The sequence below is a fragment of the Streptomyces pseudovenezuelae genome, assembly GCF_001513955.1.
GTDB lineage: Bacteria > Actinomycetota > Actinomycetes > Streptomycetales > Streptomycetaceae > Streptomyces > Streptomyces pseudovenezuelae.
This window is the reverse complement of the sequence record NZ_KQ948151.1, coordinates 79,180-99,136: the sequence shown is the minus strand read 5'-3', so window position 1 is coordinate 99,136 and position 19,957 is coordinate 79,180. Positions and strand designations below refer to the sequence as shown.

Sequence of the window (19,957 nt, the reverse complement as noted above, 5' to 3'; positions counted from 1 at the left end):
ATTCGAACGGTCTGGCTGCTGTCTGCATCGGCGCGGTAGGGGCGGCTCAGCCCTCGGCGGCCACCGCGGCTCCTAAGCCCGGATGGGCCCGCCCCGGCTCGCCGGACGGGCCGGTCGCGGCTCACCCACCTGCCGGGCTGGGAGGCGGTCAGTCCGGAGCGGCGTTTTGATGCTGACATGAGCGAGCGCGACGACTTCCTGGCCTGGGTCGAATCCGACCTGTACGCGGCGGAGCTGGCCATCCACAACGGCGACGCGGACCTGCGCAGGGCACTGTGGTCCCGCGAGGAGCCGGTGAGCGTGCTCGGCGCATGGCGCAACGCCTTCGGGCTACGCGAGGTCGACGAGCTTTTCACTCACCTCGCGGAGAGCTTCTCCGCCTGCACGTCGTACGCGTTCGACCTGCGGGCGTGCGACGTGGTGGGCGACCTGGCCTGGACGGCCGGCTTCGAGCGCACGGCCGTGTCCGTCCACGGCGAGCCCACGAGCTACACGCTCAGGGTGACGCAGGTCTACCGCCGCGAGGAGGGGTGGTGGCGGGTTGCCCACCGCCATGGGGACAAAGGGCCGTGACCGGCAGTTCCAGGCTCATCCGTCAGGCGCGCGCGAGGCTGCGGCGACGGGCCGCAGCTTCCGCTGCCCGCAGGGCCGAACGGCTCCGTATCGGGTCCGTACGGCCCGCGCCGTGAGGCGGGGAGGCGGGGACTCTTGGGGGATGAACGCCGCGTATGCGCCGCAGGGGGCACCGTACGTGATCCCGGGTGCCGGGATTGCGGCCCGGAATGACGGACTCCACGATGAGGACATGGCCGACCGCTTCGACGTCCTTCAGGGCCGCCCGGCCGCGACGCCCGAGCCCACGGCCGCACGTGAGGTCACGCCGTGACGACGAGCAGCCCCGCGGTGCAGACCCTGCCCACCCGGGACGTCTTCGCCGCCCTGGACACCTCGCCGCGCGGCCTGGCGCCCGCGGAGGTGGCCTTACGGCGGGAGCGGCACGGGCCCAACGAACTTCCTCGGGCCCGACGCAGAGGCTGGTGGCGGGACCTCGCCGGCCAGTTCACGGACCTGTTCGCGGTCCTGCTGCTCGTCGCGTCCGCGATCACCTTTCTGGCGTACGGGCTCCAGGAACCCCGGGACACGGGCACCCTGCAGCTTGCCGTGGCGATCCTCTGCGTGGTGCTGCTGAACGCGGCTATCGGCTTCGTCCAGGAGTACTCCGCCGAGCGGACCGCCGAGTCGCTCCAAGCGATGGTGCCCCACACCTGCCGGGTGCTGCGCGGCGGGGAGCGGCAGGAGCTGTCCGCTCGGGATCTGGTCCCCGGAGACGTTGTGGTCCTGGAGGCCGGGGACGCGGTGTCGGCGGACTGCCGTCTCGTGGAGGCGCACGAGGTCTCGGTCAACAACGCGGCACTGACGGGGGAGAGCGATGCCGTCGGCCGCACCCGTCAGCCGGTGGCGGCCGGGCCGGTGCTGGAGGCCCGTAACTGCGTGTTCATGGGCACTGACGTCGTGGCTGGCTCTGCGAAGGCTGTGGTGTTCGCGACGGGCGCGGCGACCGAGTTCGGACGGATCTTCCGGCTCGCGTCCGCGGCGCCCCGCCAGAGGACCCCGCTGCAGCACCAGGTCGCCTCGATGGCCCGCCGGGTGGCGGGCGCGGCGCTGGCGATCGGTGCGCTCCTGTTCGCCGTGCGGCTGCCCGCCGGCGAACCCCTCGTCGACACGTTCGTCTTCGCGCTCGGTGTGATGGTCGCCCTCGTGCCCGAGGGACTGCCCGCGACGCTGTCCGTGTCGCTGGCGATCGGCGTGCGGCGCATGGCCCGGCACCATGCGCTGGTCAAGAAACTGCTGGCGGTGGAGGCACTCGGCTCCACCACCGTCGTGTGCACGGACAAGACCGGCACTCTGACCCAGGCCGAGATGACCGTGGTGCAGGTGTGGGCGGGAGGCATCCGGCATCCTGTCTCCGGAGTGGGCTACGCACCGGTCGGTGAGGTGACCGACTCGCAGCCGGTGCGCGAACTGCTCCGGGCGGCGTCACTGTGCTGCGACGCCCGGATGGTCCCGCCGTCGGACCACGAGGGCTGGCGCGTCCTCGGCGACACCACCGAGGGAGCCATCCTCGTCGCCGCCGCCAAGGCCGGTCTCGACCTGACAGCCGAAGAGGCCTCCACGCCACGCGTGACGGAGTTCCCCTTCGACTCGACCCGCAAGCTGATGAGCACCGTGCACCGCGACCCGCACGGCAGCCACCACGCATACGTCAAGGGTGCGCCCCAGGAACTGCTGGCCCGCTGCAGCGCCGTCGTATGGAAGGGCGAGCGACGGCCACTGACCGAGGAACTGCGTGCGGCGGTGATCAGCGCCAACGACGAACTGGCCGCCCAGGGACTACGAGTGCTGGCGGCGGCGTCGCGCAGCCTCCCCGACGGCCGTCCCACCCAGGACGAGGCCGAATCGGATCTCACCATCCTGGGCCTGGTCGGCATGCTCGACCCGCCCCGGCCGGAAGTCAGGGACGCCGTCGACGCCTGCCGGCACGCGGGCATCCGCATCGTCATGGTCACCGGCGATCACCCGCTGACTGCGGAAGCCGTCGCCCGCCGCGTCGGCATCGTCCGGCAGCCCGACCCCACCGTCGTCACCGGCACCCGGCTGGACACGCTCGACGACGACGCCCTGGACGCACTGCTCGCCGGGTCGGGCGAACTGCTGCTGTGCCGGGTCAGCCCTGAACACAAGATGCGGGTGGTCACCGCCCTGCAGAGGCGGGGCGAGGTCGTCGCCGTCACCGGGGACGGCGCCAACGACGCGCCCGCCCTCAAACACGCGGACATCGGCGTCGCCATGGGCGTCTCCGGCACGGACGTCGCCCGGGAGGCCGCCGTCATGGTGCTGCTGGACGACTCCTTCGCCTCCATCACCACTGCGGTGCGGCTGGGCCGGTCGGTCTACCAGAACATCCGCAAGTTCCTGATCTACCTCTTCAGCCACAACATCGCCGAACTCACGCCGATCCTCGTGGCCACCTTCGCGGGATTCCCGCTGGTCCCCATCACCGCCGTGCAGATCCTCGCGATCGACCTCGGCTCCGACGTCCTGCCCGCCCTGGCACTGGGTGCCGAGCCACCGGAGCCCGACGTCATGGACCGCCCGCCGCGCTCCCGGCGCGAACGGCTGTTCTCCACCGCCGTGATGGGACGGATCCTGTTCCTCGGCGGCATCCAGTCCTTCGGCGTGTGCGCCGTGTTCTTCTGGCACATCCACGCCTCCGGCATCCCGTACGCCGACTTCACCGAAAACGACACCGTCTATCGGGAGGCGATCACCATGGTCCAGGCCGGGATCGTGGTCAGCCAGTTCTTCAACGCGCTCGCCGTGCGCACCGACCGGCAGAGCGTGTTCCGGATCGGCCTGCTGTCCAATCCATGGCTGCTGGTCGCCGGCTGCTTCGGCATCGCACTGATGGCGGCCATCAGCTACGTGCCGTTCCTGCAGACCATCTTCAACACGGCCCCGCTGGCCGCCGCCGAGTGGGCGGTCCTCGTCGGCTTGGGCGCATTGCTGCTGGCGGCCGAGGAAGCCCGCAAGGGGTGGCTGCGTCACCATCGGCCCGCAGACCGGAGGGAAGGAGCGCAATGAAAGTGATCATCGCGGGCTGCGGGCGGGTGGGATCCGCACTCGCCGTCCAGCTCGTCGCCGAAGGTCACGACGTACAGCTCATCGACCGCCGACCCAGGACCCGCAGGCTGTTGCCGACCGGCTTCCCCGGCGGCTTCCACCAGGGCAACGCGTACAGCCGTACGGTGCTGGAGGCCGCCGGGATCGAGCACGCCGACGCGTTTGTCGCCGCCACCTCGGGCGACAACAGCAACATCGTCAGCGCCCGCACGGCCAAGGAGACCTACCGGGTCCCCGTCGTGCTCGCCCGCATCTACGATCCGCGTCGCGCCGACATCTACCGCGACCTCGGCATCCCCACCATTGCCAGCGTCCGCTGGACCGTGCACCAGATCCACCAGATGCTCCTGCACCGCCACCTGACACCGGAGCTCACTTTCGGCAACGGCGAGACCCTGCTGGTCCGCTCCGAGCTGCCCGCCTATGTAAGCGGGCGACGGCTGGCCGAGTTCGATGTGGACGGCGAGATCCGCGTCGTCGAGGTCACCCGCGCGGGCCGCTCGCTCGTGTCCGCCCACAGCACCCGCGCCGAGCCCGGCGACCTGGTCACCTTCGCCGTCGCGGACACCGCGCTCGGCCGCCTGCGCGGCTTTCTGGACAAGGAGCTGGGGACATGAAGGCTCTCATCGCCGGTGCGGGGCGCCTGGGCACCCAGATCGCCCAGGTCCTCGCCGCGGCCCGCAACGACGTCATCCTCGTCGACATCGACGACGACCGTGTCGCCGAGCTCGAAGGCCGCCTGCCCGTACGCCTGCTGGCGGGAGACGCTTGCGAACCGGGCGTCCTGGAGGACGCGGGCGTGCTCACCGCAGACCTCGTCATCGCGGCCACCGGCGACGACGAGGACAACCTCGTCATCAGTCTGCTCGCCAAGCGGCAGTTCGAGGTGCCCCGTGTCGCGGCACGCGTCAACGACTCCGAGAACACCTGGCTGTTCGACCAGAACTGGGGGGTCGACACCGCGGTCCCTGCGGCCACTCCGCTGATCTCCCTCATCGAGGAGGCCACCGGCGCCACGGACACCGTCGCCCTGCTGCGCCTGAGCAAGGCCGGCGTCGACATCATCGAAACCGCCATCACACCGCAGTCCCGTGCCGCGGGAAGCACCCTCGCCGAGATCACCCTGCCGACCGGCACGGTGATCGCCACCGTAATCCGCGACGGCCAACCCACCGTCCCCACATCCGAGATGCGGCTCCAGCCCGGCGACGAGCTACTCGTCGTCTCGCATGCCGCCACCGAACAGGAGATCCACGCAGCCTTCCAGTGACGGTCCACGGCCCTCGCGCTGCGCTCGCGAGCAGGGGGCCGGCCGGTGCTGCACGCGTCGGTGGGGTAGGGCAGCGGCAAGGGCGCCGGGTGCGGAAGTCCGCGGCTACTCACTGATCGGCCGGACTGATGCGGCGCCCCGTCAGGCTCCTGGGCCGGATCGACACCCACATCTCGCGCTCGCCCCCCGCCCAGGGCTCGGTGTGGGCCCGATCGGTCAGCCTTCGCACCTCGTCGGGGTCCGTGACAACCCGTGCGGGGCCGACGGCGAGCACACTCCAGCCCTGGCTCATGATCTCGTTCACATGGTCGACCTCGAAGGCGACATCGGCCCCCACGGCCGCCGCCGGGGCCGAGCCTGGCATGGTCCGGAAGGCGATGGCGTCGTCGACGACCTCGTAGTTCACCGGGAGCACGGCCGGGCCATCGGGTGTCGACACCGCGACGCGTCCCACGCCGTGGGTGGAAAGCCGGGCACGGCATTCATCGGGTCCGAGATCCTGCAACTGTGGGTGCAGGAGCGCATGGCCCTGGCCCGAGGGCAGATCGGCGCCGCCGCCACGCAGGGCCGCGACGGTGGTGCCGAGCGCGTCGGCCAGCCTGATGAGACTTGCCAGGCCCGGTTCGGCCGGCCGCTCTTCCAGGTACGCCAGGTATTCCGGCGCCATTTTGGCGCGGCGGGCAGTTTCTGCCCGCGCCAGACCCTGTCGCCTGCGCTCGGCGGCAATACGTCGGCCGACGTCACCGGGGTTGGGCGCTCGATCCGGCGGCATCCCGCCGGACGCGCCACCAGCCTGCTCACCCGCTCTCCCGGACCGGGGCTCGATGTGACGGATGTGCGTGTCGGGTCCGGGGAACACGAGCGTCACCTCGTCCGTGTCCGACCAGCGCACGTCGTAGGGAGGCGTACCGTCCTCGTGATGCAGTCCCACGATCTCGCCGTCGCGCCTGGTTGCGCCTGTGGCCGGGCTTTCGACAACGAGTTGATCGCCGAGTTGAGCTCGCATGATCGCCACCGCTTCCTCGGATTGGTGCTGTACCCAACGTGCCACGCGCGGCGTGTCACCGCACGGGAAGGGAAGCACTCCTCCCGGAGGACCAGGACCAGGACCAGGACCGGCCGGTCCTGGTCCGAGCGGCCCCGACGGGGGCGCGGTCAGCCCGTCTTGTGCCCCCACCGCGGACCGACCAGATCCCATTCGCTGTCCCACTGGTCGATGCGCCGCCGGTTCAGCCACCAGCGTGCGGCACCGCCGGCGCCGAACGTCAAGCCGGTCACGGCGAGGGCCGACGCGGCTCCGAAGAATCCCGCTTCGACTGCCGCATCTGTGCCGCTCGGCGGTTGGGTGGTCGGATTCCCCTGCGTGTTCGTCCAGAGCATCACCGTGGATCCGGCCTTTTGCCCGCCGTCCACCAGGGTTGTGCCAGTGCGCGTGGAGCCGTCCGCGAGGGTCCAGCGGACCTTCACGAGGGCCCGGTAGCTCTTCGATTCGGCTCGTGGGGCGCCCGTGAGGAGTACCGCCCGCACGGGGGTGCGCTCGGCGCGCTGCTGCGCGAACACGTCGTCGGCGGCCCGCGCGGTGAGCAGCCCGGCGAGCGTGCCACCCACCGCGATGAGCACCCAGACGGCCAGCAAGAGCCATGCTTCGAGAACGTCGTCCCGTCGGCGCAGGGGGTTGGACCGCCACCGCCACAGCCACTTCTTCCCTCGCCCACCTGCGCGCATCGGTACGCACCTCCTCGTCGTCACTCTCAGGACCATGGCAGCCCCGGGCTCTCGTCGGCATGGGCCGTACAGGGGGAGTGGTGGGGTCGACCGGGGCCAAGTTCCCCACGGCGATGGGTCGTTCAGCCCCGCAGCCGCAGCTGCAGGCAGCTGCCGAGTCCGTCAGAAACCCTCATGAACACTCATATCCCAGCCGTTGCTTCGACGGTCGACGGTGGTCTGACCGGCTGGAGTGAGGGGACCATCGGCCCCTCACTCCCTGGCCGCCGGGCTCGCACGTTCGAAGGTCCACAGCATCTGTCTCCGAAACCCGTGGGGGAGGAGGGCATCGTGCTGTCCGTGCCCCTCGACGCCGAGACCCTGGAAACCTGCATCGCGGCGGCCATGGCCGCACCCTCGTTCTTCAACACCCAGCCGTGGCGCTTCAGGCTGGACGCCAAGAACGTCGCCTTCCAGGTGCGCGCGGCCCCGGAGCGAAGCCTGCGCCACGCCGATCCGGCCGGCCGGGCCCTGCACCTCTCGGTGGGTGCCTCCGTCTTCAATCTCCGCGTGGCCGTGTCCCACTTCGGCTGGTCACCCGTCTTACGCCTGCTGCCGCGCCCCGAGAACCCCCGACTGCTCGCTGCCGCCCGGCGGACGGGAGCCCTGCGCCGGCCCACCACGAAGCATCGCGCCGACCTCTACTCGGCCATCTGGCGCAGGCACAGCAGCCGCTTCCCGTTCACGGGCCAACCACTGCCGCCGCAGGCACGCGCCGAACTCGCCGAGGCGGCTCAAGCGGAAGGCGCCTCACCGGCCTTCCCCGAGGCCGCCGACACGGCACGCCTGCTGCGCGTGACCGCGGAGGCCGAGCAGCGCAACCGCCTCGACGCCGACCGCGGCACCGAGAGCCGCGGTCGGGTGCACCGGGACCCGGACGACGTGACCGACGCCGGGCTGCCGCGGTGGGCGTCGGCCTGAAGAGGGGCGAACGGCCCTGATGGGGGGCCGGTCGGCGCCTTGCACGGTGGGTGCCGTCATGTTGTCCTCGACACGTGTCCCGGAGCGAGGAGGACGCGATGCAACAGCGACAGCTCGACGAGAACACGGTCATCACGCTGGTCTCCGAGGCCACCGCAGCCCCCTCCATGCACAACGCGCAACCCTGGCGCTTCCGCTACGAGACCGCCGGGGGGCTCCTGATGCTGCGTGCCGATCCCGAGCGGGCGATGCCCGGCTCCGACCCCGGCAACCGGGCGCTGCACATCGGTTGCGGTGCGGCCCTGTTCAATCTGCGCGTGGCCGCAGCCCACGCAGGACTGGGTGCGCGGACGCGGCTGCTGCCTGATCCGGGCGACCTGTGGCTCATGGCCACCGTCCAGCTGGCAGAGCCCGGCGGAACGGTCACGAGGGGCGCGGAGGACGATCTCGTACGGCTCCACCCCGCGATCCGGCAGCGGCACACCAGCCGTCACCCCTTCGCGGAGAAGGAGGTGCCCGAAGACCTGCAGGCCGCACTGAAGCAGGCCGCGGCCGCGGAGGGCGCCGCCCTGCTCTTCCCCCGTCTTTGGCACGTCGAGACGGTGCTCGACCTCGTCCACGACGCGGAACGCCGGGACGCGACGGACCCCGACGCGAGGCAGGACCTCGAGCGCTGGACCCGGCTCGGGGTGGAGGCGGACATCGCCGTCGACGGCGTCCCCGAGTACGCCTTCGGGCCGCGCAAACGGGACGGCAAGGCTCCCCTGCGTGACTTCGCGGGTCGCCGGACGGTGGCCGACCGCGGCAGCACCACTTTCGAGCACACACCTCATCTGGCCCTGCTCAGCACCTCCGGCGACGGGCCCGCCGACTGGCTGCGCGCCGGACAGGCCCTTGAACGTGTCCTGCTCGAGGCCACCCGGGCCGACCTGGCCACCTCTTTGACCTCTCACCCGCTGGAGAGCGCCGACCTGCGCACACTGGCCCGCGACCCGGTCTCGGGCGCCGGCCAGGTGCAGATGGTGCTGCGCCTCGGTTACGGCCCCCGCGGCCCGTCCACACCCCGCCGGTCCGTGGCCGACGTCCTCGACATCGTGTGAGACATGCAGCGACCGGGCCGCAGGAAGCCCCGCATCCCGGCGGTGCGCCCAGTGCCTGACCGGCCCCGGCGCGCCCTCGTCCGCCCACACCAGCCTCGCCCGGCCAGTTGCCGACCGGACGCGTGCCGGAACTTCATGGCGATCACTTCCTGACGGCGAGGACCGGAGCCGGGATGCGGAGGCACCGGCATGCCCGCTCGCCGACGTGTTCCCGCTGCCGCACACCGATCGTCTCACCGGGAACCCGAGCGCGACCGTCGAGGGCGCCGCCCGTCCGCGAGGCACCGCATGCTCGCCCGGTATGCGGCCGCGTCGATCCGGCCGCACAGCCGTTGCTCCACCAGCCGCCGCTCGGCCGCCTCGAGTGCCGCGGCGCCGGCGGAGCCGAGGCCACGACGAGCGGCGGCCCTCGGCCCCCGCGAGCAGGTGGCCCGTGTCGTACAACGCGCCCGCGACGATCAGCAGTTGGAGCACTGTGGCTACGGCGACCATGACGCCGGTCCTGACAGGGGGCGGTTCCGCCCGGTACAGGCGGTCACTGTCAGCCTCGGTACCCGCCGCCGTCCGGGTAAGGGTCCACGCGGGTCACCCCGGGAGCCGAACGGGCCGTTGGCAGGCCCACCGTCGCGGACCGCCGGCTCGACGCACTCGGCCGCGCGGACCACGTACGTGAGCGGGACACCGAACAGCCCCCGCCGGGCACGAGGACCGGCCTCCCAGGTGCTCCCAGGACGCACCGCGGAGCGGATCCCTACCCCAGGGGTGGGCCGATCGGGCAACTGGCCCGGGACCAATGGGTCCGCCCGGGGACCTGTGGCCGCTCACCGCCGTCGTGGCCGCACAGAAGGATCGATCACAGATCGACCGATCCCCCGTCACGCGCCGAAGGAGCGTTCATGTCCAGAACCACACGGAGCGGGGCGGGGCCCGCCCCTCGGGCGGCACTGGGACTGCCCGCCGCGTCCGCCCTCGTCATCGGAACCGGAGTCCTCGCCCTGCCGTCGGCGCTCGCCCCCTACGGGCCGATCTCGCTGGTGGCGTTCGTCGCCGTCACGGTGGGTGCGCTGGCGCTGGCCCTGACGTTCGGGGCGCTGTCGAAGCGGGTACCGGCGAGCGGCGGGCCCTACGTCTACGCGCGTGAGGCCTTCGGCGAGTTCACGGGGTTCCTGAACGCCTGGTCGTCCTGGATCACTGCGTGGGCCGGGAACGCCGCGATCGTGGTCGCCTGGGTCGGGTACGTGGAAGTGTTCGTCGCTCACGGCCACCGGCGTGTACGAGTCGGGCTTCGACGTCGCCGCGAACGCGGGCCTGGCGACCGCCCTGGCCGAGGCTCTCGACCTGGACAAGGTCCGGATGCTCTCCGCCCCGCAGGACATCCGCAACGCCGAACGCGAGCAGGGGGACGACGACAGCAACTTCCTCGCCCTGGCCCCCGGCGTGATCGTCGGCTACGAGCGCAACGTCACCACGAACACCTATCTGCGCAAGCAGGGCATCGAGATCGTCACCATCGCCGGAGCCGAGCTCGGCCGTGGCCGTGGCGGACCCCGCTGCATGAGCTGCCTGATCGAACCCGACCCAGTCGCCTGAGCCCACTCCACGAGGACCCGTCATGACCAGTGCCCCGACGATCGTCGACCTGCGAGGCCGCTCCTTCCTGAGCGAACTCGACTTCACCGCCCGTGAGATCCAGCATCTCCTTGAACTCGCCGCCGACCTGAAGGCCACCCGGCGCGCAGATACCGAGAAGCCCCGGCTGACCGGAAAGCACCTCGCGCTGATCTTCGAGAAGACCTCCACCCGCACCCGCTGCGCCTTCGAGGTCGCCGCCGCCGACCAGGGTGCCGCCACCACGTACCTGGGCCCCGGCGACACCCATGTGGGCACCAAGGAGTCGATCGCCGACACTGCACGCGTCCTCGGTCGGATGTTCGACGGCATCGAGTACCGGGGCTCCGCGCAGTCGCTCGTCACCGAACTCGCCGCCCACTCCGGCGTTCCCGTCTACAACGGCCTCACCGACACCGCGCACCCCACCCAGAGCCTGTGCGACGTGTTCACGATGCGTGAGCACAGCCCGAAGCCCCTGTCCGAGATCAGCTACTGCTACCTCGGCGACGCCCGCAACAACATGGGCAACTCCCTCCTGTCGATGGGTTCCCTGCTCGGCATGGACGTGCGGATGGCCGCACCCCGGGCCCTGTGGCCGGAGCCGGGACTGGTCGCCGAGTGCCGTGCGCTCGCCGAGGGCAGCGGAGCCCGCATCACCCTCACCGAGGACGTGGAGACCGCCGTGCGCGGGGCCGACTTCCTGCACACCGACGTCTGGGTCTCCATGGGCGAGCCCGCCGAGAGCTGGGGGAAGCGCATCGAGCTGCTGCTGCCGTACCAGGTCAACGACAAGACGTTGGCGGCCACCGGCAACGCGCACGTCAGGTTCATGCACTGCCTGCCGGCCCTCCACGATCACCACACCCGCCTCGGCCGGGACGTGCTGCACAGCTACGGCCTGGACGCGCTCGAAGTCACCGACCAGGTCTTCTCCTCGCCCGCGTCCCTCGTCGTCGACCAGGCGGAGAACCGGCTGCACACCATCAAGGCCGTCCTCGTCGCCACCCTGGAGGGCTGAACCATGCGTGTCGTCATCGCCCTCGGCGGAAACGCCCTGCTGCACCGGGGGGAACGCCCCGACGCGAACGTCCAGCAGGCGAACATCGACCGCGTCACCACCGCGATCGCCGCGCTCGCACAGGAACACGAGGTCGTCCTCACCCACGGCAACGGCCCGCAGATCGGCCTGCTCGCCGTGGAGAGCGCATCCGATCCCGGCCTGAGCGCCCCCTACCCGCTCGACCTGCTCGGCGCCCAGACCCAGGGCATGATCGGCTCCCTGCTGGTGCGCGCCCTGCACGACACGCTGCCCGGGCGCCGGATCGCCGCGCTGGTCACCCACACCATCGTCCGGGCCGACGCCCCCGCCTTTCGGCACCCCACGAAGTACGTCGGCCAGGTCTACCCGCTGGACGTGGCCCGGTCGCTCGCGCGGGCGCGCGGCTGGCACATCGCCCAGGACACCACCGGATGGCGGCGCGTCGTCGCCGCGCCCGTGCCCGAGCGGATTGTGGAGACCGACACGATCCACGACCTGCTCGGCATCGGCACGCTGGTGATCTGCGCCGGCGGCGGGGGCGTGCCTGTCACCGCCGACAAGGACACCGGTGCGCTGAACGGGGTCGAGGCCGTCGTCGACAAGGACCACACGGCCGCGCTGCTCGCCGAGGACCTCAAGGCGGACTTCCTGCTCATCCTCACCGACGTGCCGAACATCTACGCGGACTACCGCACCCCGAAGCAGCGACCCGTCCTCGACGCCACCCCCGCCGAGCTGCGCCGCGGTGGTTTCCCGGCGGGCTCGATGGGCCCCAAGGCCGAGGCGGCCGCCCGGTTCGTCGAACGCACCGGGGGCCTGGCCGCGATCGGCGCCCTCGACGCGGCGTACGAGATCGTGCACGGACGCTCGGGCACGCTCGTCCGCCCGGAGATGCCGGCGGCCTGACGGGCGTGGGAACAGGGGCCGGGGGGTGCACTGCTGTCCTGTCACCAGCGCGCCGCCTGTGGGCCGTTCGGCCACCGGTAGGGACATCAGGCCCCTCCTGCCCCACGGGCCCGGCCCCGGAGACTGAGGACGCATCCCCGAAGGAGGTCCGCACATGTCCACCCTCACCGTCGGTCTCGACGGCTCACCCCAGAGCCTCGCCGCGGCCGACTGGGCCGCCCGCGAAGCAGAACAGCGCGAGGCGTCCCTGCGTCTGGTCCATGCCTGGGAGCCGCAGCCAGGCACCTGGGCGCCACTGGTCGGTGCCTTCACCCCGGTCGCCGTCGACGCGCAGCGCGAATGGGCCGACTACATGCTGCGCGAGGCCCGGTCCCGACTGGCCGAGAGCCACCCCGCTCTGACGATCACCACCCTTCAGGTGGCGGGACCGCCCGCCGCGGTCCTGCTTTCCGCCGCCGCGGACGACGACCTGCTGGTCCTCGGCTCCCGGGGGCTGAGCGGAGTCGCCGGATTCCTGGTCGGCTCCGTCGCGCACGCCGCAGTGGCCGGCAGTGAGCGGCCCGTGGTCCTCGTACGCGCCGGTGCGGACACCGCGGACGAGCACCTGCCGGACGCCACGGGGGCCGCGTCCACCGGCACGCCCTCCCGTGACGTCGTGCTGGGCCTGGATCCGGAGAACCCCGGCGAGGCCGTCCTCGGGTTCGCGTTCGAGGCGGCCCAGCGCCGCGCGGCCGACCTGCGGGTGGTCCACGGCTGGACCCCGCCCTCGCCCCACGGCTACGGCGCGGCCTTCGACGCCGGGCCCGACGCAGAGCCGTCCGAGCGGGTGCGCGACCGGCTGGCCGAGGTGCTGCGGCCCTGGAAGGACAAGTTCCCCGGCGTCCGGGTGCGCGAGCAGGCCGTGGTCGGCAGCGCGGGCCGGCACCTCGTGCACGCCTCCCGTGACGCGGCCCTGGTCGTCGTGGGCCGCCGCAACCGCCGGTCCCACCTCGGGGGACACGTCGGACCGGTGACCCATGCCGTGCTACAGCACGCCGCCACCCCGGTCGCGGTGGTCCCGCACGACTGAGGCACACGCGCAGTACACGGAGTCGGTGCACGGACCGGACGGCGCCGGGCTGCTGCTGCCGCGCCGGTCACCCGCCGGGGTGCGGCAGCCCGGGCACGATCAGGTACGCCGCCGCCAACAGGTGATCACAGCCGGTCCGCGGGCTCGTACGGCTCGGTTCCGCCCATGTCGAGGCGGAACGGCGGATAGACGTCCGTCATCAGGCCGACGTAGGCGGCCACCCGCAGCACCCAGCGATTCAGCCCGAGGATCAGGTCGAACAGGCCGCGGGGGTACTTCTCGGTGAAGGCCAGCGTCACGGCCGCGATCAGTGCCAGCACGCCGACCAGACCGCCGTCCCACCAGCCGAGGTGCCAGCCGCCGAGGAAGAACCCGATGACGATGTAGTGCGGGATGGCCAGCAGCCACCACTTCACCAGCACCAGTCCCCGGGAGAGCCGCTCGGGGTAGGCGATGTCCAGCCGCGCCGGGTAGTCGGGCTCCTCGCCCAGGCTGAACGGGGGATAGCGGTCGGTGCCCAGGGCGCCGTACGAGTAGTAGGCGACGCGCCAACTCCAGCGCAGGACACCGAGGTTGAAGTCGAACAGGGGCCGCGGATAGCGCTCGGTGAACAGGATGCTGAAGAACGCGATCACACTGACCAGGGTGAAGGCGATCCACAGGAAGAACAGCACCACGTAGTGAGGGATGACGAGGATCCACTTCACCAGCCACAGCCATCGGGACAGCGAGGTGTCGAGCACCGCGTTCACGCGCACGGGACGGTCCGGTATTCCCGCCAGGGTCGTCATGGCGATCAACTCCTTCGGCCCACGACGCCGTATGCGCCGATTCGGGCCCGATCCCAGCGTGGCCGTCGAGCGGCGGTCCGGGGGAGGGCCAGTGGGGTCCGCTCGGGGACCATCGGTCCCGGTCGCGTGGGCCCTTCGGGCGACCCCCGGCTCCGGTGGAAGCCCGCGTGCGCGTGACCCGGACGGGTACCCGAAGGACGGACGTTCGGCCAGGAACCCGGCGCGGAGCAAAGGACGCGCAGCGAAGGACAGGGAGCAGCCGATGGCGGACGGCGAGCGGCCCGGACCCGGCGACCCCACCCGGGTCTTCCTGCTGGACGACCACGAGGTCGTACGGCGTGGGGTGCGTGACCTCCTCGACGACGAGCCGGACATCATGGTGGTCAGAGAGGCCTCGACTAGCTGCGCTCGGGCATGCCCGACCTGGCCTGTCCGATGCTGACCTCGTTCGACGACGAGGGTGCCCTGCTGGACTCGATCATGGCGGGTGCCTCCGGGTAGGTCCTGTAGCAGATCCAGGGCTCGGATCTGGTGTCGGCCGTGCGTGCGGTCGCCGCGGGCCGGGCACTGCTGGATCCGAGTGCCACCGCGAGGCTGATCACCCGGCGCGCCGCGGTCAGCAGGAGGCGGAACCGGCCGCGCTGCCGGGCCTGACCGCTCGGGAGCGGGAGATCCTCGCCCTGATCGGGGAGGGCCTGACCAACCGGGAGATCGGCCGGCGGCTCTTCCTGGCCGAGAAGAACGGTGAAGAACCACATCTCCCGCCTGCTCGCCAGGCTCGGGGTGGAAGCGCGCATCCAGGCGGCCGTGATCGCCACGCAGGCCCAGGACCGGTCGAGGTGGGGAGGCCACTGACACACCGGGCCGAACGTCCCCCGGCTCGCCCCCGTACGGCCCAAGCCCCGTCCGGTCCGCCACCCGCAGGCTGGTTCGCGGACCCCGGACAGTGCCGGGCCCGGATCGGGAGGACGACGACATGAGCGTGCGCGTGGGCATCAACGGCTTCGGCCGTATCGGACGCAACTACCTGCGCTGTGTGCTGGAGCGCGCGGAGAACGGCCCCGGCACACCCATCGAGGTCGTGGCGGTGAACGACGTCACCTCGCCGGCGGCCCTGGCCCATCTGCTCGAGTTCGACTCGACGTACGGGCGCATCGGCCGCGCCGTCGAGCACGACGATGACTCGATCACTGTCGACGGCCACCGCATCGCGGTCACCGCGGAACGCGACCCGGCCGCGCTGGCCTGGGGTGAGTACGGCGTGGATGTCGTCATCGAGTCGACCGGCCGTTTCCGCACGCGGGAGCAGGCCGGAGCGCATCTGAAGGGCGGGGCGCGCAAGGTGCTGCTGTCCGTGCCCGGCAAGGGCGTCGACGCCACCGTCGTGGTGGGCGTCAACGAGGGCACCTACGACCCGGAGAACGACCACGTCGTCTCCAACGCCTCCTGCACCACCAACTGCGTGGCGCCCATGGTCAAGGTGCTCGACGAGCACTTCGGCATCGTCAAGGGCCTGATGACCACGATCCACGGCTACACCAACGACCAGGTGGTCCTCGACGGCCCGCACAAGGACCTGCGCCGCGGCCGCAGCGCCGCCGTCAACATCATCCCCACCTCCACCGGGGCCGCCCGCGCGGTCGGCCTGGTCCTGCCGGAGCTGGCCGGCACCCTCGACGGGATCGCCGTACGGGTGCCCGTGGAGGACGGTTCGCTGACCGACCTGAGCGTGGTCCTCGAACGCGAGGTGACCGCGGACGAGGTCAACGCCGCCTTCCGGGAGGCCGCGGACGGGCCGCTGAAGGGGATCCTGCGGGTCTCCGACGCCCCGATCGTCTCCCGCGACATCGTGGGCGACCCCGCCTCGTGCGTCCTGGACGCCCCGCTGACGCAGGCCCACGGTGATCTGGTGAAGGTCTTCGGCTGGTACGACAACGAGTGGGGCTACACCAACCGCCTGCTCGACCTCACCGAGTACGTCGCCGCCCGGCTGCCGCAAGGCTGATCCGCACGGAGCGCGGCACCTCTCGCCGCGAGCCCCACAGGCCTGGCCGCCCTCGATCCACGGCGGTACGGGCTGCCCACCACGCGGCGGTGACACTTGCCGGGGAGCCGTCGAGTCCGACGATGACAGGCCCGTTCCACGCCAGGTCCGGTCATGGCGCACCTCCGGTGCTCGGCACGCCACCGGGGCGCAGTCCTTCGAAGACGTCGGCCTGATGCAGCAGTGTCGGGTCCTGGACGATCAGCGCGTCCGGCCGCACGACGGGCTCGCGCACCCGGATCGGCCGGTCGTCGATCCGGCAGAAAGCCATGACCGGCGCCCCCGTCCGCTCCGATCCGAAGCTCGGGAACGCCTGCGCGAACCGGCCCTCCATGAACGCCGCCACCGACCCGACAACAACTCCGCGGCCGTGACGGCGCCCTGGCCGCCGCGGCCATGGATGCGTACCTGGAACACGGCACCCTCCTTCCAGAGTGGGCCTCCGTGCCGAGGGTCCCTGGTCCGTCCGTCCCAGGACGGACCAGGCTCGGGAGTCACTCGTGCGGGACCACCGCGACCGGGCAGCGCGCGTGGTGCATCACCGCGTGCGCGACCGGCCCGGTGTGGGTGCCGAGCCTGGCCGGCCGGACCCTGCGGCCCACGACCACGAGGCAGGCCTCCTGCGAGGCGTCCTGGAGCATCTGTGCCGGACGTCCGTTCTCCACCAGTTCCCGGATCCGCACTGTCGGGTGCTTCTCGCGCCACGGGCGCAGCATCCCGTCCAGCCCCTGCTCCGCGGCCTGCCCGGCCACCGCGCTCATCCTGGCCACCGCCGCACCCTGCGCGTAGGGCACGTGCCAGGAGTGCACCACCCGCAGCGGCGCGCAGCGCAGCGCCGCGCTCTCGAAGGCGAATGCGAGCACTTCGTCGCACGGGTGCGCGAGGTCCACACCGACCACGACGTCCCGGTACGGGGTGCGCGCCGACGGCCGGCGGTCCTCGCCCGGCAGATGGTCGTCCTCGGCGCTGCGGCCGGCCCGTACGAGAACGACCGGCCGGGTCGCGTGGGCCACGGTCGTGAGCGCCACCGAACCGGCCATGAATCCGCCGAGCCCGCTGAAGGCCCTGCTGCCCAGAACCAGCAGCTCGCCTTCGGCACCTGCCGTGACAAGGGCGTCGGGGGCGGGCCGTGCGATCTGCTCGGCGCTGAGACGAACCTGCGGGTGGCGTTCGTCGAGCCTGTCCATGGCCGCGCGCAGAAGTCGCCCCGCCCGGTGCCGCGGTGCCTCGAGCTCCGGCAACGACGACGCGTCGGACGACAGACCCTCCCACGCGTGCACCAGGCGCAGTGGCAGACCGCGCCGCAAGGCCTCCGCGGCCGCCCAGTCGGCGGCGGCGAGGCTCTCGGGCGAACCGTCCACACCTACGACTACGGGGCGAAGCACGGCCAACACCTCCCCGGACGGATGTCCGCACATCTTCCGGCGGATCCCTGCACCATCAGCGTCCCGGCGAAGGACCCCACCCGGGCAGGGGCTGCTCGGCCTCGGCAGCGGGTCGAACGGCCCTCTCTGCCGGATCGGGCCAGGTCCGGCGAAGGAGCCCACCGGAATTTGGATCGGAGCCGCTCGGCCCATGCCGCGGCCCGGCGCGTGCCCGACTCTGAAGGTGTCGCGAGACGAGCATGCTGTGCGACGCGAAGACCCTGGAGGATGCCATGCACGGCACTCCGCACATCGTGAGCGATGTGATGACCCGCACCGTCGTCGCCCTCGCCCGCAAAGCGACGTTCAAGGACATCGTCAGGACCATGCAGCGCTGGAAGGTCAGCGCCATGCCCGTGCTGGAGGGCGGCAGCCGGGTGATCGGGGTCGTCTCCGAGGCCGACCTGCTGCCCAAGGAGGAGTTCCGCGACGGCGACCCGGACCGGTACACCCAACTGCGCCGCCTGGCCGACCTGGTGAAGGCCGGCGCGGTGACCGCCGAAGAGCTGATGACCGCCCCGGCACTGACCGTCCCCGCGTTCGCGACCCTGGGACAGGCCGCGCGGATCATGGCGCTCCACAAGGTGAAGCGCCTGCCCGTGGTCGACGACGAGGGCGGGTTGCAGGGCATCGTCAGCCGGTCCGACCTGTTGAAGGTCTTCCTGCGCGACGACGAGGACATCGCGGAGGAGATCCGACGCGAGATCGTTGCCCCTCTCTTCCCCGCGCCGCTGGATCCGATCCGGGTGGAGGTCCACGACGGAGTCGTGACCCTCACCGGAACGATCGCCGACACCGGCCTCGTGCCCGTCACCACACGCCTGGTGCGGGCGGTCGAAGGCGTCGTGGACGCCGACTGCGCGCTCGTGAGCCCCCGCCGCCCCGACCCGGATCTGCCGGACGACGGGACGGAGCGCGCGGCCATCGGGAGTCGGCGGTGAGTCATGAGGGGGTCGCCCCAACCGGCTTTCGGTGAAAGGACGTTGGACGCCAGGGCCTTCCGGGCTCAGTAGGGCACCGGTCGGCCCACGCGCTTCCCGCCGCCTCGCGGGACGCTGGAAGTGGCCAAGAAAAGGAGGAGGAAGAGATGGCTGGAATGATCGAGCGACTGCCGGGCTGGCCGACGCTGCCCGACCTGTTCGGCTGGGTCGAGACCGGCTTCCCCGGGGGGCACACCGTCCCGGGTCTGCACGGCATCCGCATCGAGGAGCACCTGGCGGAGGAGCAGTACGTGCTGCGGGCGGAACTCCCGGGCATCGACCCCGCCAAGGATGTCGAGATCACCGTCACGGAAGGCGTTCTGACCCTGCGGGCGGAGCGCAGTGAGGAGTCGACGCAGAAGCACCGCACGGAGTTCCACTACGGTACCTTCGCCCGCTCCGTCCGGCTGCCGGCCGGCGCCAAGGGCGACGAGGCCACCGCTGATTACAAGGACGGCGTTCTGACCGTCACGATCCCGGTGCCCGAGACGAAGACGGGCACGAAGACCATTCCCGTGCGGCACGGCTGAGTGCGGGCAGGCGCCCAGCCGTACCCCGTGTGCGCGGCCGCTGTACCGGCCGCGCACACGTCTGTCCGGACCAGGAACGGTGCTGAGCCGCGGACCCGGTGCAGGGCCGTCCGGGCCGTCCAGAGGTCCTTCGGCCCAATGACCGGAACGCTCCGCTCCGCCGATTCTGGAGACACCCGAAGTGGAGGGAGAGGAACGATGACCGTCTCCACCCGCATCGCGATCATCGGTGTCGGCGATCCTGGCCGCCATGACGAGGGCGTCGCCCGAGCGGTGCTCTCACGGTTGAGGGAGCGGGCCGCCGAACGCCCCCTGCCGCCAGGCACGCTGCTCGCCACATGCGACCCCGATCCGGCCCAGCTGATCCGCCTGTGGGAGAACGCGGAGCTGGCCGTCGTGCTGGAGCCCGCCCACGCCCGTCCGAGCCGTCCCGGCCGCATCTACCGCCTCGAACTGGACAACGCGGCGCTGTGGCGGGCGGGCACGATGCATCCGCACGGCCTGGGCGCGGCCGTCAGCCTGGCCCGGGCGCTCGGGCGGCTGCCGGGACACCTGGTGGCGTATGCCGTCGACGGCGCGGACATCTCGCTCGGTCACGGGCTGTCCGCGCCGGTCGTCGCGACGGTGGGGCCACTGGCGGAGTGCGTCGAGGCGGACATCGTCCGCCACCGGGGCGCCGCGGCCCGGGGCACGGCCGACGAAGCCCGGGTATGAGCGACGGGAAGGACCACCCGCTTCTCGCGGATCATGATTGCGCGGTGCACGGCCAAGAGCCGCTTCCCCCACGGAGATCAACCTCGCGACCGGAACCACCCTCACCCTGCGCC

Annotated in this window: 19 protein-coding genes and 3 pseudogenes; 17 read left to right on the top strand and 5 right to left on the bottom strand. The window is 71.7% G+C overall.

Going from position 1 to position 19,957, the window contains the following annotated elements; genetic code table 11:
• Nucleotides 1-177: 177 nt before the first annotated feature.
• The 5 genes from AQI94_RS32210 (at nt 178) to AQI94_RS32195 (ending at nt 4,951) form a co-directional block, all read left to right on the top strand.
• Entirely contained in the window at nt 178-573 is a 396-nt protein-coding gene (locus AQI94_RS32210; protein WP_031057129.1) for a YybH family protein, read from the top strand.
• Nucleotides 574-715: 142 nt separating this feature from the next.
• Entirely contained in the window at nt 716-886 is a 171-nt protein-coding gene (locus AQI94_RS44800) for a hypothetical protein (protein WP_158806408.1), read from the top strand.
• Nucleotides 883-3,642, top strand: a complete 2,760-nt coding sequence (locus AQI94_RS32205) for a cation-translocating P-type ATPase (protein WP_225890335.1) — start codon at nt 883-885, stop codon at nt 3,640-3,642. The genes AQI94_RS44800 and AQI94_RS32205 overlap by 4 nt, the downstream gene beginning before the upstream one ends.
• Nucleotides 3,639-4,298, top strand: coding sequence for a potassium channel family protein (locus AQI94_RS32200; RefSeq protein WP_031057123.1), 660 nt, complete (start codon nt 3,639-3,641; stop codon nt 4,296-4,298). Before AQI94_RS32205 ends, AQI94_RS32200 begins: the two co-directional genes overlap by 4 nt.
• Nucleotides 4,295-4,951 carry a potassium channel family protein gene (locus AQI94_RS32195; RefSeq protein WP_031057121.1) on the top strand — a complete coding sequence of 219 codons (657 nt, stop codon included), beginning with the start codon at nt 4,295-4,297 and terminating at the stop codon, nt 4,949-4,951. Before AQI94_RS32200 ends, AQI94_RS32195 begins: the two co-directional genes overlap by 4 nt.
• A gap of 109 nt (nt 4,952-5,060) precedes the next feature.
• Here the strand turns inward: AQI94_RS32195 and AQI94_RS32190 are convergent, their stop codons facing one another.
• Together AQI94_RS32190 and AQI94_RS32185 are read right to left on the bottom strand one after the other, a co-directional pair.
• A complete protein-coding gene (locus AQI94_RS32190) occupies nt 5,061-5,957 on the bottom strand; it encodes a DUF1918 domain-containing protein (RefSeq protein ID WP_031057119.1) in 897 nt (298 codons plus the stop codon).
• Between the two features lie 149 nt (nt 5,958-6,106).
• The gene (locus AQI94_RS32185; RefSeq protein ID WP_031057116.1) at nt 6,107-6,676 is read right to left on the bottom strand and encodes an Rv1733c family protein; all 570 of its coding nucleotides are present in this window, start codon (nt 6,674-6,676) and stop codon (nt 6,107-6,109) included.
• A gap of 330 nt (nt 6,677-7,006) precedes the next feature.
• On the opposite strand from AQI94_RS32185, the gene AQI94_RS32180 reads away from it, so the two are divergent.
• The 7 genes and pseudogenes from AQI94_RS32180 (at nt 7,007) to AQI94_RS32155 (ending at nt 13,361) form a co-directional block, all read left to right on the top strand.
• The gene (locus AQI94_RS32180; RefSeq protein WP_051832787.1) at nt 7,007-7,636 is read left to right on the top strand and encodes a nitroreductase family protein; all 630 of its coding nucleotides are present in this window, start codon (nt 7,007-7,009) and stop codon (nt 7,634-7,636) included.
• A gap of 98 nt (nt 7,637-7,734) precedes the next feature.
• A complete protein-coding gene (locus AQI94_RS32175; RefSeq protein ID WP_031057113.1) occupies nt 7,735-8,736 on the top strand; it encodes an Acg family FMN-binding oxidoreductase in 1,002 nt (333 codons plus the stop codon).
• Nucleotides 8,737-9,632: 896 nt separating this feature from the next.
• Nucleotides 9,633-10,004, top strand: a pseudogene (locus AQI94_RS46445) (amino acid permease); the annotation flags it as partial.
• A gap of 10 nt (nt 10,005-10,014) precedes the next feature.
• Nucleotides 10,015-10,326 (top strand): annotated as a pseudogene (locus AQI94_RS46440) (arginine deiminase family protein); the annotation flags it as partial.
• A gap of 22 nt (nt 10,327-10,348) precedes the next feature.
• Nucleotides 10,349-11,365, top strand: a complete 1,017-nt coding sequence (gene argF / locus AQI94_RS44300) for an ornithine carbamoyltransferase (RefSeq protein WP_031057108.1) — start codon at nt 10,349-10,351, stop codon at nt 11,363-11,365.
• Nucleotides 11,366-11,368: 3 nt separating this feature from the next.
• Nucleotides 11,369-12,292 (top strand): carbamate kinase, encoded by a 924-nt coding sequence (locus tag AQI94_RS44295; protein WP_031057106.1) that lies wholly within the window; start codon nt 11,369-11,371, stop codon nt 12,290-12,292.
• Nucleotides 12,293-12,446: 154 nt separating this feature from the next.
• Complete coding sequence (locus AQI94_RS32155; protein WP_062230066.1) at nt 12,447-13,361, top strand: universal stress protein; 915 nt, start codon at nt 12,447-12,449, stop codon at nt 13,359-13,361.
• Between the two features lie 125 nt (nt 13,362-13,486).
• On the opposite strand, the gene AQI94_RS32150 is transcribed toward AQI94_RS32155, so the two are convergent.
• Nucleotides 13,487-14,152 carry a DUF4389 domain-containing protein gene (locus AQI94_RS32150; RefSeq protein ID WP_031061722.1) on the bottom strand — a complete coding sequence of 222 codons (666 nt, stop codon included), beginning with the start codon at nt 14,150-14,152 and terminating at the stop codon, nt 13,487-13,489.
• A gap of 262 nt (nt 14,153-14,414) precedes the next feature.
• Between AQI94_RS32150 and AQI94_RS43365 the strand changes: the two are divergent.
• Together AQI94_RS43365 and gap are read left to right on the top strand one after the other, a co-directional pair.
• A pseudogene (locus tag AQI94_RS43365) lies at nt 14,415-15,007 on the top strand (response regulator transcription factor).
• Nucleotides 15,008-15,128: 121 nt separating this feature from the next.
• Nucleotides 15,129-16,157, top strand: coding sequence for a type I glyceraldehyde-3-phosphate dehydrogenase (gap, locus tag AQI94_RS32140; protein ID WP_062230065.1), 1,029 nt, complete (start codon nt 15,129-15,131; stop codon nt 16,155-16,157).
• Nucleotides 16,158-16,308: 151 nt separating this feature from the next.
• Here gap and AQI94_RS32135 read toward each other — a convergent pair whose 3' ends face one another.
• Nucleotides 16,309-16,542, bottom strand: coding sequence for a 2-oxoacid:acceptor oxidoreductase family protein (locus AQI94_RS32135; protein ID WP_234438869.1), 234 nt, complete (start codon nt 16,540-16,542; stop codon nt 16,309-16,311).
• 148 nt (nt 16,543-16,690) lie between these two features.
• A complete protein-coding gene (locus AQI94_RS32130; RefSeq protein ID WP_031061729.1) occupies nt 16,691-17,581 on the bottom strand; it encodes a universal stress protein in 891 nt (296 codons plus the stop codon).
• A gap of 272 nt (nt 17,582-17,853) precedes the next feature.
• On the opposite strand from AQI94_RS32130, the gene AQI94_RS32125 reads away from it, so the two are divergent.
• The 3 genes from AQI94_RS32125 (at nt 17,854) to AQI94_RS32115 (ending at nt 19,844) form a co-directional block, all read left to right on the top strand.
• Nucleotides 17,854-18,561, top strand: coding sequence for a CBS domain-containing protein (locus AQI94_RS32125; protein ID WP_051833059.1), 708 nt, complete (start codon nt 17,854-17,856; stop codon nt 18,559-18,561).
• Nucleotides 18,562-18,707: 146 nt separating this feature from the next.
• Complete coding sequence (locus tag AQI94_RS32120; RefSeq protein ID WP_031061735.1) at nt 18,708-19,130, top strand: Hsp20/alpha crystallin family protein; 423 nt, start codon at nt 18,708-18,710, stop codon at nt 19,128-19,130.
• Between the two features lie 198 nt (nt 19,131-19,328).
• The gene (locus AQI94_RS32115) at nt 19,329-19,844 is read left to right on the top strand and encodes a hydrogenase maturation protease (RefSeq protein WP_037945462.1); all 516 of its coding nucleotides are present in this window, start codon (nt 19,329-19,331) and stop codon (nt 19,842-19,844) included.
• Nucleotides 19,845-19,957 lie beyond the last annotated feature (113 nt).